Source organism: Streptosporangium nondiastaticum (genome assembly GCF_003011965.1).
In the GTDB taxonomy this organism is placed as follows: Bacteria; Actinomycetota; Actinomycetes; order Streptomycetales; family Streptomycetaceae; genus Streptomyces; species Streptomyces nondiastaticus.
Genome location: NZ_PXWG01000003.1, coordinates 63,621 through 80,553, shown reverse-complemented (window position 1 = coordinate 80,553; position 16,933 = coordinate 63,621). Strand labels below are relative to the sequence as shown.

10 protein-coding genes are annotated in these 16,933 nt (G+C 74.8%); 6 read left to right on the top strand and 4 right to left on the bottom strand.

The annotated features are described in order from the left end of the window. Nucleotides 1-21: 21 nt before the first annotated feature. Nucleotides 22-1,152 (bottom strand): M20 family metallopeptidase, encoded by a 1,131-nt coding sequence (locus B7P34_RS02885; protein WP_106674163.1) that lies wholly within the window; start codon nucleotides 1,150-1,152, stop codon nucleotides 22-24. A gap of 142 nt (nucleotides 1,153-1,294) precedes the next feature. On the opposite strand from B7P34_RS02885, the gene B7P34_RS02880 reads away from it, so the two are divergent. From B7P34_RS02880 to B7P34_RS02870, 3 genes are read left to right on the top strand one after another with little or no spacing between them, the layout of a single operon-like run. After that, the gene (locus B7P34_RS02880; RefSeq protein WP_106674162.1) at nucleotides 1,295-8,503 is read left to right on the top strand and encodes an amino acid adenylation domain-containing protein; all 7,209 of its coding nucleotides are present in this window, start codon (nucleotides 1,295-1,297) and stop codon (nucleotides 8,501-8,503) included. Between the two features lie 4 nt (nucleotides 8,504-8,507). After that, nucleotides 8,508-8,711, top strand: coding sequence for an MbtH family protein (locus tag B7P34_RS02875; RefSeq protein ID WP_106674161.1), 204 nt, complete (start codon nucleotides 8,508-8,510; stop codon nucleotides 8,709-8,711). Next, a complete protein-coding gene (locus B7P34_RS02870; RefSeq protein ID WP_223267430.1) occupies nucleotides 8,708-10,126 on the top strand; it encodes a DHA2 family efflux MFS transporter permease subunit in 1,419 nt (472 codons plus the stop codon). Before B7P34_RS02875 ends, B7P34_RS02870 begins: the two co-directional genes overlap by 4 nt. Nucleotides 10,127-10,201: 75 nt before the next feature. Here the strand turns inward: B7P34_RS02870 and fes are convergent, their stop codons facing one another. Genes fes through B7P34_RS02855 form a run of 3 tightly spaced genes read right to left on the bottom strand, consistent with a single transcriptional unit; the run spans nucleotide 10,202 to nucleotide 14,312 of the window. Next, the gene (fes, locus tag B7P34_RS02865) at nucleotides 10,202-11,431 is read right to left on the bottom strand and encodes an enterochelin esterase (RefSeq protein ID WP_106674160.1); all 1,230 of its coding nucleotides are present in this window, start codon (nucleotides 11,429-11,431) and stop codon (nucleotides 10,202-10,204) included. A 50-nt stretch (nucleotides 11,432-11,481) separates the two neighbouring features. Then, the gene (fhuB, locus tag B7P34_RS02860) at nucleotides 11,482-13,674 is read right to left on the bottom strand and encodes a Fe(3+)-hydroxamate ABC transporter permease FhuB (RefSeq protein ID WP_106674159.1); all 2,193 of its coding nucleotides are present in this window, start codon (nucleotides 13,672-13,674) and stop codon (nucleotides 11,482-11,484) included. Nucleotides 13,675-13,688: 14 nt separating this feature from the next. Next, the gene (locus tag B7P34_RS02855) at nucleotides 13,689-14,312 is read right to left on the bottom strand and encodes a histidine phosphatase family protein (protein WP_106674158.1); all 624 of its coding nucleotides are present in this window, start codon (nucleotides 14,310-14,312) and stop codon (nucleotides 13,689-13,691) included. Between the two features lie 297 nt (nucleotides 14,313-14,609). Between B7P34_RS02855 and B7P34_RS02850 the strand changes: the two genes are divergently transcribed. The 3 genes from B7P34_RS02850 to B7P34_RS02840 all read left to right on the top strand — a co-directional run bounded on the left by B7P34_RS02850 (nucleotide 14,610) and on the right by B7P34_RS02840 (nucleotide 16,783). Then, the gene (locus B7P34_RS02850; RefSeq protein WP_106674157.1) at nucleotides 14,610-14,837 is read left to right on the top strand and encodes a CbtB domain-containing protein; all 228 of its coding nucleotides are present in this window, start codon (nucleotides 14,610-14,612) and stop codon (nucleotides 14,835-14,837) included. Nucleotides 14,838-14,858: 21 nt separating this feature from the next. Further along, complete coding sequence (locus B7P34_RS02845) at nucleotides 14,859-15,620, top strand: CbtA family protein (protein WP_106674156.1); 762 nt, start codon at nucleotides 14,859-14,861, stop codon at nucleotides 15,618-15,620. A 218-nt stretch (nucleotides 15,621-15,838) separates the two neighbouring features. Then, nucleotides 15,839-16,783, top strand: coding sequence for a D-alanyl-D-alanine carboxypeptidase family protein (locus tag B7P34_RS02840; RefSeq protein WP_106674155.1), 945 nt, complete (start codon nucleotides 15,839-15,841; stop codon nucleotides 16,781-16,783). Nucleotides 16,784-16,933: the final 150 nt, after the last annotated feature.

Here is a 16,933-nt window from a genome sequence, read left to right as displayed (position 1 = left end):
GTCCGGGGCGGAGCCCCGGGATCAGCGGCGCGCGTCAGCGAAGTCCGCGGCCGTCCACGCCATCCCGACCGCTCCGTCGAGGATCGCCTGCTCGCCGCGAGGCGAAACCGCCGCGTCGGCGAACTCCGCCTCGTGCGGCCCGCAAGCGCCCCCGCTGATGTCGAGCACCGGGTGGATCGACGGGACGACGTGGGAGACGTTCCCCATGTCCGTACAGGCGAAGGCGTCCCGCCGCAGCGGCTCCGGCCGGCCCAGCGCGCGGGCGTTGTCCTGCCAGAGCGCGATGAGCTCCGCGTCGGTGCGGAAGTCGAGGTAGTCCGGCTCGGGGCGGGTCAGTTCGACCTCGCAGCCCGTGGCGAGGGCGCCCGCGCGGAAGCACGCCTCGACGCGCTCGCGCAGCTCCCGCAGGTCCTCCGCGGCCGAGGCGCGGATCTCGTACTCGGCCGTGGCCCGGTCGGGGATCAGGTTGGGCGCCGTGCCCGCGCCCGTCGTCACCCCGTGCACCTTCCACTGCGGCGGCAGCTGCTGGCGCAGCAGCCCGAGGGCGACCTGGGCGACGGTGAGCGCGTCGGCGGCGTTGCGGCCCTCGTGCGGGTTGAGGCTCGGGTGGGCGGCCTTGCCGGTGTACGCGACGGAGAGCGTGCCGAGCGCGAACGAGCGGAACTCGGCCACCTCGAACGGGCACGGGTGCACCATCATCGCGGCGTCGACCCCGTCGAAGGCTCCGGCCTGAAGCATCAGCGCCTTGCCCGCGCCGCGCTCCTCGGCGGGCGTGCCCAGGACCCGTACGGTCAGGCCCAGTTCGTCCGCGTGCGGGGCGAGGGCCAGGGCGGCGCCGAGGCCGGCTGCGGCGATCAGGTTGTGGCCGCAGGCGTGCCCGAGGCCCGGCAGGGCGTCGTACTCGCAGACGACGGCGACCGTGACCGGGCCCGAGCCCGTCGTGGCGGCGAAGGCGGTGTCGAGGCCGTACGCGGGCGCCGTCACGTCGAAGCCGTGCCCGCGCAGGAGTTCGGCGCACCAGCCGGCGGCGCGGTGCTCGGCGAAGGCCGTCTCGGGGTGCGCGTGGATGCGCCGGCTCAGCGACAGGAGGTCGTCGCGATGGGCGAGCACGCGCTCGCGCAGGGCGGTTTTGAGGCCGTCGGCCGCGGTCATGTTCGATGCTCCTGTTCGATCCGCACGCTGGGGTGGGAGACTCTCACGGATAGGCAGAAAATAGCTTAGGCTTACCTAAGCTGACATACCGGGGGGTACCGGTGTGGCCAGATCGCTGTCCTACAACGGGAGTCCCCACGCCATGCGTCACCACGAGGCCGAGACCGATCAGGCCGAGCTTCCCCTGCTCGCCGCCCAGGCCGGAATCCTGTACGCCCAGGAACTCGCCCCTGACAACCCCGTCTACAACACGGGCGACTGCGTGGAGATCCGGGGCCCCCTGGACGCGGAGCTCTTCGAACGCGCCCTGCTCCGCACCGCCGCCGAGGCGCAGACCCTCTCCCTCCTCGCCGTCCCGGCCGGCCCCGCCGACGAGGACGCCGTCCCCGCCCAGCGCCTCGCCGCGGACGGGGAACTGACGCTCCACCGGATCGACCTGCGCACCTCCGGCGACCCCTGGGCCGAGGCCGAGGCCTGGATGCGCACCGACCTGGACCGCCCCGTGGACCTCACCCGCGGCCCGCTCGTCACCCAGGCCCTCTTCCGCATCGACGACGGACTGCACTGGTGGTACCAGCGCGTCCACCACTTCGCCGTCGACGCGTACGCCCTGACCCTCATCGGCCGCCGCGTCGCCGAGGTCTACACCGCGCTGGCCGCCGGCGAGGAGCCCGCCGCGGCGGACTTCGCCCCCCTGCGCGAACTCACCGACGAGGAAGCCGACTACCGCGCGAGCGCCCAGCACGCCACCGACGGCGACTTCTGGCGCGCCCGGCTCGCCGACCGGCCCGAGCCCGCCTCCCTCTCCTCCCGCCCCGCCGCCCCCGCGACGACGGTCCTGCGCCGCACCGCCGCGCTCCCCGCGGGCACCCGCACCCGCCTGGAGAAGGCCGCGGCCGCCGCCAAGGGCGCCACGTGGGCCGAGCTCGTCATGGCCGCCACCGCCGGCTACGTGCACCGCATATCCGGCGCCCAGGACGTGCTCCTGGGCCTGCCGCTGAAGAACCGGCGCAGCCGCGCCGCCCTGCGCACCCCTGCCATGACCGTCAACGTCATGCCGCTGCGCCTCGCCGTCCGGCCCCACGACACCGGCGCCGAACTCGTGCGCCGCGTCGTCCTCGAAGTGCGCGCCGCCGGCCGCCACCAGCGCTACCGCCTGGAGGACCTGCGCCGCGACCTCGGGCTCGCCGGCAGCGACCGGCCGCTGTTCGGCCCGATGGTCAACATCAAGCCGTTCGAGGACGGCGGCCTGGACTTCGCGGGCCTGCCCGGCACCGTCCGCAACCTCGCCGCCGGCCCCGTCGACGACCTCGCCGTCACCGTCGTCCCCGGCCCCGGCGACTCCCTGATCCTCGGCCTCGACGCCAACCCCGGCCGCTACACCGCCGAGGACCTCGCCGCCCACGAACAGGCCTTCCGGCGCTACCTCGACGCGCTCACCACCCTCCTCCTGGAGGACCCGGAGCGGCCCGTCGGCACCCTCGACCTGCTGGACGCCGACGCGATCCGCCGGGCCACCGCAGGCCGCGGCGAGCCGCCCGCCGAGCACACCCTGCCCGAGCTCTTCTCCGCGCAGGCCGCCCGCACCCCGGACGCCACCGCCGTCCGCAGCGCCGGCGAGACCCTCACCTTCGCCGGGCTGGAGGCCGCGGCCAACCGCCTCGCCCACGAACTCGCGGCCGCCGGCATCACGCCCGGCACCGCCGTCGCCCTGGCCCTGCCCCGCAGCGCCTCGACCGTCGTCGCCCTGCTCGCGGTCCTCAAGGCGGGCGGCGTGTGCCAGCCGCTCGACCTCGGCCACCCCGCCCAGCGCCTCACCGCCGTCCTCGACGACGCGCGCCCCGGCTGCCTCGTCGGCACCGTCGGCGCCGTCCGCGGACTGCCCCCGCACGACGTCCCCGTCCTGCTCCTGGACGACCCGGAGACCCGCGCCCGCATCGACGCCCGCCCGGCCACCGCACCGGCCGCGCCCGCGCTCCGCCAGGACGCGTACATCATCCACACCTCCGGCTCCACCGGCCGCCCCAAGGGCGTCGTCGTCACCCACGCCTCACTGGCCAACCTCCACGCCGGGCACGGCAGCGACCACATCGCCCGCGCCACCGCCCGCACCGGCCGCGACCGCCTGCGCATCGGCCACAGCGCCTCCTTCGCCTTCGACGCCTCCTGGGACCCGCTGATCTGGCTCGTCCACGGCCACGAGCTGCACCTGCTGGACGACGCCGGCTACCGCGACCCCGCCGCCCTCGCCGCCTACGTCCACGACGAGCGCCTCGACTACCTCGACGTCACCCCCTCCTACGCCGAAGCCCTCCTCGCCGAGGGCCTGCTGGATGTGGGCCGGCACCGCCCGGCCGTCGTCGTCGTGGGCGGCGAGACCGTGCCCGACCCGCTCTGGCGCCGCCTCGCCGGCGCCGAGGGCGTGGGCCCCGTCAACCTCTACGGCCCCACCGAGACCACCGTCGACGCCTACTACTGGCTGCCCGGCGAGGACGGCACCCCGCAGGGCAGCCCCGTCCGCGGCTCGCGCGCCTACGTCCTCGACAACTCGCTGCGCCCGGCGCCCGACGGCGTCACCGGCGAGCTGTACATCGCCGGCGCCTGCCTGGCCCGCGGCTACCTCGGCCGCCCCGACCTCACCGCCGAGCGCTTCACCGCCGACCCCTTCGGCGCCCTCCACGGCGACCCGGGCGCCGCCATGTACCGCACCGGCGACCTCGTGCGCCGCCGCCCCGACGGCACCCTCGAATTCCTCGGCCGCGCCGACGACCAGGTCAAGATCCGCGGCTTCCGCATCGAACCGGGCGAGATCCAGGCCGCGCTGGCCGCCCACCCCGCCGTCTCCCAGGCCGCGGTCATCGCCCGCGACACCGCGCACGGCAAGCGCCTCCTCGGCTACGCCGTCCCCGCCGAGGGCGACCCGGCCGCGCTCGACACCGAGGCCCTGCGCACCCACCTCGCCGGGCAGCTGCCCGCCCATATGGTGCCCGCCGCGATCCTCGCCCTGGACGCCCTGCCCCGCACCGCCAACGACAAGCTCGACCACCGCGCCCTGCCCGACCCGGAGCCCACCGCGGGCCCGGCCGCCCGCGAGCCCCGCACCCCGCGGGAAGCCGCGCTCTGCGGCCTCTTCCAGGACGTGCTCGGCCTGGACGCCCCGGCCTCCCCCGACGCCGACTTCTTCGCGCTGGGCGGCCACTCGCTGCTCGCCGGCCGCCTCGCCGCCCGCATCCGCGAGGCCCTCGACGAGGGCTTCGGCCTCGCCGACGTCTTCCGCAACCCCACCCCGGCGGCCCTCGCCGCCCTTCTGGAGAGCACCTCCGCGACGCCCGCCCCCGTGGACGAGCGCCCCGCCCTCGTGCCCGCGCCCCGCACCGAGCGGATGCCGCTCTCCCCGGCCCAGAAGCGGCTGTGGTTCATGCACCGGCTCGAAGGCCCCAGCCCCACGTACAACATCCCCCTGCTCCTCACCCTCACCGGCCCGCTCGACCAGGACGCACTCCGCCTGGCCCTGCGCGACCTCACCGAGCGTCACGAAACACTCCGGACCGTATACCCGGCCACTGACAACGAGCCCTACCAGCGGATCCTCACGGCGGCCGAGGCGTACCCCGAGCTGCACACCGCCCCGCTGACGGCCGACGTCACCGCCGCCGTCCGGCACTGCTTCGACCTCGCGGCCGAACCCCCGCTGCGGGTCACGCTGTTCAGCGACGGCGGGACCGAGCACACCCTGCTCCTCCTCCTGCACCACATCGCCGGCGACGGCGCCTCCACCACGCCGCTGGCCCGTGACCTCGCCGCCGCCTACACCGCGCGTGCCGCCGGCCGCGCGCCCGAACTCGCGCCCCTGCCCGTCCAGTACGCCGACCACACCGCCTGGCAGCAGCAGCTCCTCGGCACCGCCGACGCCCCCACCGCGCTCGCCGCCCGCCAGCTGGAGCACTGGAAGCAGGCCCTCGCCGGCCTGCCCGACCAGCTCGAACTCCCCACCGACCGGCCGCGCCCCGCCGTCGCCTCGTACGCGGGCGACACCGTCCCCTTCCACCTCGGGGCCGACGCGCACGCCGCCGTCGAGGCGCTCGCCCGCACCACCGGCACCAGCGTCTTCATGGTCGTCCAGGCCGCCCTCGCGGCCCTCCTGACCCGCTACGGCTGCGGCACCGACATCCCCCTGGGCACCCCCGTCGCCGGGCGCGACGACGACGCGACGGCCGGCCTCGTCGGCTTCTTCGTCAACACCCTCGTGCTGCGCGCGGACACCTCCGGCGACCCGGACTTCCGCACCCTCCTCGGCCGCGTCCGCACCGCCACCCTCGGCGCGTACGAGAACGGCGACCTGCCCTTCGACCGGCTCGTCGAGGAGCTCAACCCGCCGCGCTCGCTCGCCCGGCACCCCCTCTTCCAGGTGATGCTCGCCTGGCAGTCCCTGCCCGACGCGACGTTCGCCATGGGCCCGGGCCTGACCGCCGCGATGGCGGCCACCCCGTCCGGCACCGCCAAGTTCGACCTCACCCTGAACGCGGGGGAGCGGCCCGGCGGCGGCATCGCCGGCTTCCTGGAGTTCCGCACCGACCTCTTCGACCGCGCCACCGCCGAGCGCCTCTCTGCCCACCTGGCCCGCCTGCTGGCCGCTGCCGCCGCCGACCCCGGCACGCCGATCGGCCTGCTGCCGCTGCTCGGCGACGACGAGCGCCGTCAGCTGCTGGTGGAGTGGAACACCGGCACCCCGGCCCCCGCGCCCTCGAAGCAGACCCTCGTGGAGCTCTACGAGGACGCCGCCCGCCGCCACCCGGACCGCACCGCCGTCACCTGCGACGGCGCGTCGCTGGACTACGCGGAGCTGTCCGCCCGCGCCAACCGCCTCGCCCGGCTGCTGGCCGCCCGCGGCATCGGCCCCGGCTCCATCGTCGCCCTCGCCCTGCCCCGCTCCCTGGAGCTGGTCACCGGCCTGCTGGCCGTCGCCAAGGCCGGCGCCGCCTACCTCCCGATGGACCCCGACTACCCGGCCGACCGCCTGGCGTACATGCTCCAGGACGCCGCCCCCGCCGCCGTCGTCACCGACAGCGCGACCGCGGCCCGCATCCCGGCGCACGACCTGCCGGTCGTTCTCGTCGACGGCACCGAGGCCGAGGCGCACGCGACCGGCGACCTCACCCCGGAGGAGCGCGTCCGGCCCGTGCGCCCGGACGACGTCGCCTACGTCATCTACACCTCCGGCTCCACCGGCCGTCCCAAGGGCGTGCCCGTCACCCACCACAACGTCGTGCGGCTCTTCACCGCCACCGACCAGTGGTTCGGCTTCGACCACACCGACGTCTGGACGCTCTTCCACTCCTACGCCTTCGACTTCTCCGTGTGGGAGATGTGGGGCGCCCTGCTGCACGGCGGCCGCCTCGTCGTCGTGCCCCACCTCGTCAGCCGCGACCCGGCCGCGTTCCTGCGCCTGCTCGCCGCGGAATCCGTCACGGTGCTCAACCAGACGCCGTCGGCCTTCTATCAGCTGATGGCCGCCGACAAGGATCGCCCCGGCAGCGAACTTGCCCTGCGCTACGTCGTCTTCGGCGGCGAAGCCCTCGAACTGGCCCGCCTCGCCGACTGGTACGAGCGCCACGACGAGAACGCGCCCACCCTCGTCAACATGTACGGCATCACCGAGACGACCGTGCACGTCTCGTACATCGCCCTCGACCGGGAGAAGGCCGCCGCCGGCGCCTCCAGCACCATCGGCGTCAACATCCCCGACCTGCGCGTCTACGTCCTCGACCCGTACCTGCAGCCCGTGCCGCCCGGCGTCACCGGCGAGATGTACGTCGCCGGCGAGGGCCTCGCCCGCGGTTACCTCGGCCGCCACGCCCTCACGGCGGAACGTTTCGTTGCCGATCCGTACGCCGCCCTCTTCGGCGAGAGCGGCACCCGCATGTACCGCTCCGGCGACCTCGCCCGCCGCCGCCCCGACGGCAACCTCGACTACTTCGGCCGCGCCGACCACCAGGTCAAGATCCGCGGCTTCCGCATCGAGCTCGGCGAGATCGAGGGCGTCCTCGCCGACCACCCCGACGTCGCCGACGCGGCCGTCGTCGTCCGCGAGGACACCCCCGGCGACAAGCGCCTCGTCGCCTACGCCGTCCCCGCCCGCGACACCACCCCGGCCGCACTGCGCGAGCACGCCGCCGGCGGACTCCCCGTCCACATGGTCCCGTCCGCGGTCGTCCTCCTCGACCGGCTGCCGCTCACCGCCAACGGCAAGCTCGACCGCAAGGCCCTCCCCGCCCCGGACCTCGCCTCCGCCGTCACCGAGGGCCGCGCCCCCCGCGGCCCCCGCGAGGAACAGCTCTGCGCGATCTTCGCCGACGTGCTGGGCCTGCCCCGGGTCGGCGTCGACGACAACTTCTTCGACCTCGGCGGCCACTCCCTCCTCGCCGTCCGCCTCGCCGGACGCGTCAAGGACGCCCTCGGCGCCGACGTCGGCATCGGCACGATCTTCCAGGCGCCCACCGTCGCCGCCCTCGACGCCGCCGTCGAGGCCTCCCGGCAGACGGACGCCCTCGACGTCCTGCTGCCACTGCGCCCGGCCGCCGAGGGTGACAAGGCGCCGCTGTACTGCGTCCACCCCGCCGGCGGCCTCAGCTGGTGCTACGCGGGCCTCATCCGCCACCTCCCCGCCGACGTGCCCATCTACGGCCTGCAGGCCCAGGGCGTCGGCCCGGCCACGGCCGCCGAGCCGCTGCCGAAGACCCTGGAGGAGCTCGCCGCGCACTACGTCGACCGGCTCCGCGAAGTCCAGCCGGAGGGCCCGTACCGCCTGCTCGGCTGGTCCACCGGCGGCATCATCGCCCAGGCCATGGCCACCCGCCTGCAGGACCTCGGCCACGAAGTCGCCCTGCTCACCATCCTCGACGCCTACCCCGCCGAGGGCTTCCGCGAGCTGCCCGTGCCCGACCAGGCCGAGGCCCTCGAAGCACTCCTCGCCATGGGCGGCTACGGACCCGACAGCCTGGAGGGCAAGCCCTTCGAACTCGCCCACGTCACCGAGGTGCTGCGCCGCGAGGGCTCCCCGCTCGCCAGCCTCGACGACGCCACCATCGAGGCCCTCAACCGCACCTACCTCAACACCAACTTCCTGGTGCGCGCCTTCGACCACCGCGTCTACGACGGCGACGTGCTCTTCTTCCGCGCCACCGTCGACACCATCGACGACGAGCTCACCCCCGACACCTGGACCCCGTACGTGACCGGGCGCATCGACAACACCGACGTCGCCTGCTCGCACAAGGACATGACCCTGCCCGAGCCGATCGCGCACATCGCGAGCGTGATCGCCGACCGCCTGCAGAACCTGGAGAACTGACCCCATGAGCGACGCACCCGCCAACCCCTTCGACGGCGACGGTCCTTTTCTCGTCCTCGTCAACGCCGAGGGCCGCCACAGCCTCTGGCCGGGTTTCGCCGCCGTGCCGGACGGCTGGAGCACCGTCCACGGCCCCTGTGAGCGGCAGCAGGCCGTGGACTGGATCACCGAGCACTGGACCGACCTGACCCCGGCGGCCCAGGGGTGAAGGGCATCAACCCGCGCATCGCCGTCGTGATCGTGTACACGGCGGCGATGTGCATGAACGGCCTCGACTCCACCATCGTCAATCCGGCGCTGCTCACCATCGCCCGGGACTTCGGCGAGCCGGTCTCGGCCGCCAACACCGTCGAGGTGGCCTTCCTGGTGGCGCTCGCCGTCGCCCTGCCCGTCGCGGGCTGGCTCGGCGACCGCTTCGGCACCAAACGCGTCTTCCTCGGCGCCCTCGCCGTCTTCACCGCGGCGTCGGCCGCCTGCGGGCTCTCCCAGGGCCTCACGGCGCTGGTCCTCGCGCGCGTCGTGCAGGGCGTCGCGGGCGGCCTGCTCACTCCCGTCGGCATGACGCTGCTCTTCCGCGCCTTCCCGCCGCACGAGCGGATGAAGCTGTCGAAGGTGCTCATCGTGCCGACGGCCCTGATGCCCGCCCTCGGCCCGCCGCTCGGCGGCTTCCTCACCGAGCACTTCTCCTGGCACTGGCTGTTCTTCGTCAACGTGCCGATCGGCGCGGCCGCGGTGCTGCTGGGCGTCGTGGGACTGCGCGAGGAGAAGGAGGACGTGGAGGGCGGGTTCGACCTCAGGGGCTTCCTGCTCGCCACCCCCGCGCTCGGCCTGCTCACCTACGCGCTCGGCTTCGGCCCCGCGCACGGCTGGACCTCGCCGTCCGTCGTCGTGGCGGGCCCGCTCGGGCTCGTCCTGCTCGTCGCCGGCTGCGTGCACCTGCTCCGGACGGAGAACCCGCTCCTGGAGCTGCGGCTGCTCGCCGACAAGGTCTTCGCCTCGGCCACGGTCCTCGCCCTGGTCACCTCGGCCGGCCTCATGGGCGTCCTCTTCGCGTTCCCGCTGCTCTACCAGGCGGCGCTCGGGGCCTCGGCCCTGGACGCGGGCCTGAGCGTCTTCCCCGAGGCGCTCGGCCTGATGCTGGCCTCCCAGGTCGCCGACCGGCTGATGCCGAAGCTGGGCCCGCGGCTGCTCGCCGTGCCCGCCCTGCTGCTGGCCACGGGCGTCTTCGCCGCGCTGGCCGTGCCGGGCGTGGCCGAGAGCGCGTGGGCGGTGCGCGGACTGATGTTCTGCGTCGGCCTCGTGCTCGGCACGGCCGTGCTGACCGTCCAGATCGCCGGGTTCGCGGACGTCCCGCCGCCGGCCATGGGCGGGGCGATGGCCCTGTTCACCATCGTGCGCACGCTCGGCGGGGCGCTCGGCATCGCCGCGACCGCCGCGGTGATCGCCGCTTCCGGCGGCGCGCACGGCCAGGACACGGACCCCGGCCCGTACCGGGCGGCGATCCTGGTCACGGCCGGGCTGGTCGCCCTCGGCGCGTTCGCCGCGCTGCGGATGCCCAAGGAGGCGCCGGCGCCGCCGCCGTTCGACGACGAGCCGCGGGAGGAAGAGGCCGTCGCGGCCTGACGGGGGCTGTCCCTGGACGTACAGCGGGCCGGGACCGGCGCATCGGCGTCGGTCCCGGCCCGCTGTACGTCCGCGTCAGGAGCCGCCCAGCAGCGCGGCCAGCCCCCCGGCCAGCCCGCCGCGCCAGCACGCGTAGTCGTGCCCGCCGTTGAACTCGTCGTAGGCGACGTCGTAGCCGCGGGCCTCCAGCACGTTGCGCAGGTGCCGGTTCTGCGGGAGGAGCATCCACTCCTGCAGGCCGACCTCCAGCCGGATCCGCACCGGCCGCTGCTCGGCGACCGCGAACTGCCGGGTCAGCCACTCGCTGCCGCTGTCGAACTCCGTGCCGTCCGGCCACCAGAAGGAGCCCGACTGGGACAGGGCGTTGCCGAACCGCTCCGGCCGCCGGAACGCGGCGAACGCGGCCGTGAGCCCTCCCGCGCTCTGGCCCGCGACGACCGTGCGCGCCGGGTCGTCCGCCGCCCCGTAGGACCGCGCGGCCCACGGCAGCAGGACGTCCGCGAGCCAGTCGACGAACTCCTCGCTGCAGCTGAGGTCCGCAACGCGGCGCGCGCGGCCCATGGTGTCCACCATCAGCGTGACGGCCCCCGGGAGGCGCCCGTCCGCGTACAGGTTGTCGAGCGCCGTGCCGAAGTCCAGGACCGGCCCCCACATCTCGCCGTCCAGGAGCACGACGACGGGGTACGGGCCGCCGTCCGCCCGGTGCCCGGCGGGCAGGTGCACGTGGACGCGCCGCCCGTCGACGACGGCTTCGGTGCGCTCACCGCGCGGCGTCCCGGGGCGCGGGGCGGCCCACTCCTGGACGGGCGCGTCCGGGAGCTCCATCACCGAGGACGGGTTGCGCCCGTCGCGCGAGGGCAGCTGCGGGCGGGTGCTGAGCGGGTCGGGCACCGCCGTGTCCAGGACGCGCAGCCAGGAGCCGCGGTCCGCGCGCAGCGTCTCCTCGCGCGGGCCGTGGGCGACGAAGAACTGGTACGAGGCCCGGTGGTCGGCCCGCAGCCGGTGGCTGATGGCCCACACGTCCGTGCCGGGCACCTTCTCCATCAGGTGCGGCGCGAGGTTCTTCGCGTGCCGGTCCTTGTCGGTGACGGTGTGGAGGAGGGCCAGCACGTCCGTGGCGGGCCGGGCGGCGTCGTCGCGCCAGAGGAAGGTGACGAGCCGCCGGGCGGGGTCGCCTTCGGGGTCGGGTTCGACGAGGGGCGTGCCCCGGGTGGCGGCGTGCCGCCAGAAGACGCCGAGGGCGTCGGGTATGCCGTGGCGCACGGCGTGGGCGAGCTCGCGGAGGGCAGGGCTCTGCAATTCCATGGGCTTCCTTGTCTCAAGCAGGTGAAACCAGGGGGCTGGGGGAGGGAGGGCTACACCCGCGTCGCCGCCGACCGTCCCAGCAGCACCCACAGCAGGAACGGTCCGCCGAGAACCGTCGTGACGATGCCGACCGGGATCTCCGCCCCGTCCAGCGCGACCCGCCCCACCGTGTCCGCGAGGACCACGAGCGCGGCGCCGACCAGCATCGAGCCGACGACCGGCACCCGCAGCGGCCCCGCCAGCCGGCCCGCGATCACGGGGGAGGCGAGGGCCACGAAGCCGACCGGGCCGCAGATGCCGACCGCGAGGCCGGCGAGGCCGACCGCGAGCAGCATGCACACCAGCCGCACCCGCCCCGGCGCGACACCGAGCGAGGCGGCGGTGGAGTCGTCGAACCGCAGCACGTTGAGGTGGCGGGCGACGACGAGGGCGAGCGGCACGAGCACCGCGAGGCCGATGAGGACGGGAACGGCCACGGAGTAGCTGCGGCCGTTGAGGCTGCCGGACGTCCACACGTACAGCGAACTGGCCGAGTTCAGGGAGCGGCGCGAGAGCACGACCTGGGTGACCGCCGAGGCGAGCGCCGACATGGCGAGGCCGACGACGAGGACGCGGTAGCCGCGCTGCCCGAGGCCCCCGGACACGGCGGTGACGACGAGGACGGCGGCGAGCGCGCCGAGCGGACCGGCCCACCAGGCGCCGAACGTGCCGCTGAGCGTGGCCGACAGCAGGACGGCGGCAGTGGCGCCGTCGTTGACGCCGAGCAGCTCGGGCGTGGCGAGCCGGTTGCGGGCGAGGGTCTGCGTCAGGCAGCCGGCGAGCCCGAGGGCCGCGCCCGCGGCCAGCCCGGCCACGATCCGGCCGAGCCGGAACTTCTGGACGAGCAGGACGTCGAAGCGGTCGCCCGACCCGAAGACGGCGCTGAACGTGCGGCCCAGGCCCATCTCGCTCTGCCCGGCGTACGCGGACAGCACGACGGCGCCGACGAGCACGGCGGCGAGGGCGAACGCGGCGACGGCGGCGCGGCGGTGCACGAGCAGCGACAGGGAGCCGGTGCGGACGACGAGGCTGTCGCCGCCGCCCTCGCCCTTGCGGGGCAGCGGCAGCCGGACGGGCGCCGTGCGGCCGCCCTTGGGGCCCTCGTCGGCGGCGGGGTCGGTCATGCCCATCGAGGCCATCCGGCGGGAGCGGACGATGCCGATGAGGACGGGGGCGCCGAAGAGCGCGATGATGACGGAGACGGGCGCCTCGAACGGTCGGGAGACCACGCGGGCCAGGACGTCGGAGCCGGTGAGCACGCCCGCGCCGATGAGGCCGGCGAGCACGAGCTGTGCCGTCAGGCGGGGCCCGGTGACGGCCCGTGCGAGGAATCCGGCGAGCAGGCCGAGGAAGGAGATGGGGCCGACGAGCGCCACCGACGCGGCGGTGAGCAGGGTCACGGCAACGGCCACCACGACGCGGATGACGCCGGGCCGGTGGCCCAGCCCCTTGGCGAGGTCGTCGCCGAGGGCGAGGGCGGAGAGCGGGCGGGCGATGAGGAGCGCCACGACGAAGCCGGCGGCGAGGACGGGGGCGAGGCTCGTCAGCTTGGTGAAGCCCTCGACGCCCGCGAGCGAGCCGAGGACCCAGAAGCGGAAGCGGTCGTAGGTCTCGGCGGAGTTCACGATGAGCACGCTGGTGATGCCGCCGAAGGTGGCGCCCAGCGCGGACCCGGCGAGCACCAGGCGCATCGGGGAGCCGCCGCCGCGGCGGTTCGCGATGAGCAGCACCAGGGCGCTGGCGAGGACGGCGCCCCCGAACGCCCACAGCAGATAGCCGTAGCCGCTGTGCACGCCGAGGAAGGCGATGCCGACGACGACGCCGAGCGAGGCGCCCGCGTTGACGCCGAGCAGGCCCGTCTCGGCCAGGGGGTTGCGGGTGACGGCCTGCAGCAGGCAGCCGGCCGTGCCGAGGGCGGCGCCGACGGCCAGCGCGGTGAGCGTGCGGGGGAGGCGCAGGTCGCCCACGACCAGCGACAGGCGGGAGCTGTCCCGCGCTCCGTGCCGGCCGAGGACGTAGTCCAGCACGTCCCCGGCCCCGACCTCGCCGGCCCCGACGGACAGCGACAGGGCGGACAGCACGAGGACCGCCAGCACGAGTGCGGCCGAGGCGGTCAGGACGGCCCGGTTGCCGTGCACGCGCCCCGCCGGGGCCTGTTGGCCGGCGGGCTGCACCTCCGGGGGGCCCACTTGCGAGACAGTCATAAGGTAAGGCTAGCCTAAGAACTTTGTGTTCCCGCAGGCGAGGTGGGGTGAGCTCGGTCGCCCGGGGTCCCGTCGTGCTCCCGCGCCAGCGGAACCCCGCAGCGCAGGTTCCAGCGGCCGCCGCGGCCCGTCAGTTCGGTCAGGGACAGGGGCTGGACGTCCAGGCGCCAGAACGACTGCGCCGGCAGCGCCAGGCCGTGGACCACCGCGGCGCGGATGGCGGCCGGGGCCGCGACGGCCAGCACCCTGCCGTCCTCCAGGCCGTCCAGCCACTCCCCGGCGCGGGCGATGACGTCGCGGACCGACTCGCCGCCGTGCGGCGCCGCGTCCGGGTCCGTCAACCAGGCGGCGAGCGCTTCCGGTTCGGACGCGCCGAGCTCCATCAGCTCCCGGCCCCGCCAGCGCCCCGCGTCGAGGTCGCGGAGGGCGGGCTCGTCCCCGGCGGCGTCCGCGCCGAGGACCGCCGCCGTCTCCCGGCAGCGGGGGGACGGCGCGGTCAGCACCCGGCCCGCCGCGGGCAGCGGTCCGGCCGCCCGCGTACGGCGCAGCGCCGCCGCGTCGAGCGGGCCGTCGTCCCCGAACCGGGCCTCGTGCGCGGCGGCCGCGGCGGGTGAGATCAGCATCACACGGACGGTCATGGCAGTCGTCATCTCCCTTGGCCGGCGGGCCTGTCAACGGGCGGTGCCCGCCGCGAATCAGCAGATCACGGACACCGCCGGGGGCGCGCGCCGGGGTGCGCATCCGTACGCCGTGGCGCAGTCCACCGGTGCGCGGTACGGTCGCGTGGCAACGACGACGGTGTGACGGAAGTCCGGTGAGAACCCGGCACGGTCGCGCCACTGTGTACCCGGCGGAAGTCCGCAGGGAAGTCAGACCCCGCACTGTCGTCCTAGGCCCCGACTATTGGGACGCGTGTTTTCCCAGGAGGTTCTGCCATGGCCCAGTCCACCGCTCCGGCCCCCGCCGCATCCACCGCCATACCCGCGGTAGCGCCCATCTCGCTGAAGGAGATCGCCCCGTGGGCGCTCTTCGCCGGCATCCTCATGCTCGTCCTGCTCTACTTCGTCGGCGCCGAGCAGGGCGCCACCTCCGTCATCTCCGGAGAGAACGTGCACGAGTGGGTCCACGACGGGCGCCACCTGCTCGGCTTCCCCTGCCACTGACGACCGGCCGGGGGTACCACCGTGAACTCGATCTCCGTCAGAGCCCTGCTCGTCCGCGGCATGCTCGCGGGCCTCGCGGCCGGCGTCCTGGCGCTCGTCGTCGCCTATCTGCTGGGCGAGCCCCATGTGGACTCCGCCATCGCCTTCGAGGAGGCGCACAGCCACGACCACGGCGGGGGTGACGAGCCGGTCAGCCGCACCCTGCAGTCCACGGCCGGCCTGGCCACCGGCGTCCTCGTGTACGGCGTCGCCCTGGGCGGCATCGCCTCGCTGGTGTTCTGCGCGGCGCTGGGCCGCATCGGCCGCTTCGGCCCCCGGGCGACGGCCGCCCTGGTCTCGCTGGGCGCGCTCCTCACCCTCTACGTCGTGCCGTTCCTGAAGTACCCGGCGAACCCGCCGTCCGTCGGCGACCCCGACTCCCTCGACAAGCGCACCGCGCTGTTCTTCCTGATGATCGCGCTCAGCATCCTGCTGACGGTCGCCGCGGTCATCCTCGGCAAGCGCCTCGCGCCCCGCCTGGGCAACTGGAACGCGACCGTCGCGGCGGGCGCGGCCTTCGTGGCCGCGGTCGGCCTCGCGTACGCCTTCCTGCCCTCGGTCAACGAACTGCCCGACGACTTCCCGGCGGACCTGCTCTGGAAGTTCCGCCTGTCGTCCCTCGCCATCCAGCTCGTGCTGTGGACGGGCTTCGGCCTCGTCTTCGGCCGCTTCGCCGAGCGGCTTCTGGCCCCCCGGGCCGGGGCGCCGGGGGAGAAGGCGCGGACGGCGGCGCCGGCAGGCTGAGCGGCGGCCCGCGACCGGCCGCCCCGAACCGCCGCACTGAGAGGAAGAGCCCGCCCGGGTCACCCGGGCGGGCTCTTCCTCGTACCACACCCGCCTCCACGCGTCCCGTCAGCATCTGAAGTCCCGTTCACCCGTGAGGGGTTCGGATTTCTTCCCTCGCGCGGGCCGGTGCGACGATGCCGCTCGCCCCGACCCGACACCCGAGGAATGGAGCCTTGATGCAGCGACGTGGGGGAGAGCAGGACCGCCGCCGGGGAGCGTGGGGAGCGCCCCTGGCGGCAACGGTGACGGCGACGGCCGCGGCGGTCGCCGCCGCCCTCCCGGCACCGGCCGCGCAGGCCGCGCCCGGCCCTTCGGTCGGCGCCAAGGGCGCCTACCTGATGGACGCCCGCTCCGGGCGCTCCCTGTGGGGCAAGGCGGCCACGGTCAGGCGGCCCATGGCCAGCACCACGAAGATCATGACCGCGGTGGTCGTCCTCGACACCCCGGGCGCGGACCTCGACCGGCAGATCGAGATCAAGCAGTCCTACCGCGACTACGTCCAGCGGACCGAGGCGAGCACGGCCGACCTCCGCACCGGCGACAAGCTGACCGCACGTCAGCTGCTCTACGCGCTGATGCTCCCCTCCGGCTGCGACGCCGCCTACGCCCTCGCCGACGCCTTCGGCACCGGCTCCGACGAGGCGGCCCGCACGAAGTCGTTCATCGCCAAGATGAACGCCAAGGCCCGGCAGCTGAAGCTGGGCGGCACCAACTACGACTCCTTCGACGGCATCTCCTCCGCGGGCCGGAACTACTCCACCCCGCAGGACCTGGCCGTCCTCTCCCTGCACGCGCTGCGCAACAGCACGTTCCGCACGGTCACCGGCGCGCTGAACACCCAGCAGAAGGCCAAGAACGTCAACCGGCTCTACACCTGGTACAACACCAACAAGCTGCTCGGCTCGTACGGCGGGGTCACCGGCGTCAAGACCGGGACCACCTCCGCCGCGGGCCCCTGCCTGGTGTTCGCCGCGCGGAGCGGCGGCCGGAGCGTCGTCGGCGTCATCCTCAACGACGCCGCGAGCCGCTACCCGGACGCCGCCGAGATGCTCGACTACGCCTTCAAGAAGCACACGCCCCTGAACCTGCGCCGGCTCCCCTCCGCGGCGCACGAGGACTGACCGCGCCCCCGCGCGGGACCGCGAGCCCGGACCCCGTCGGTGGGGTCCGGGCTCGCGTTGTACCAACTCCCGGGAACCGGCGATGATTTATACCTGAACGAGTGAACAGTCTGCGGGGAACTGCGGGTTGGCGAACGCTCCCGCGGGCCG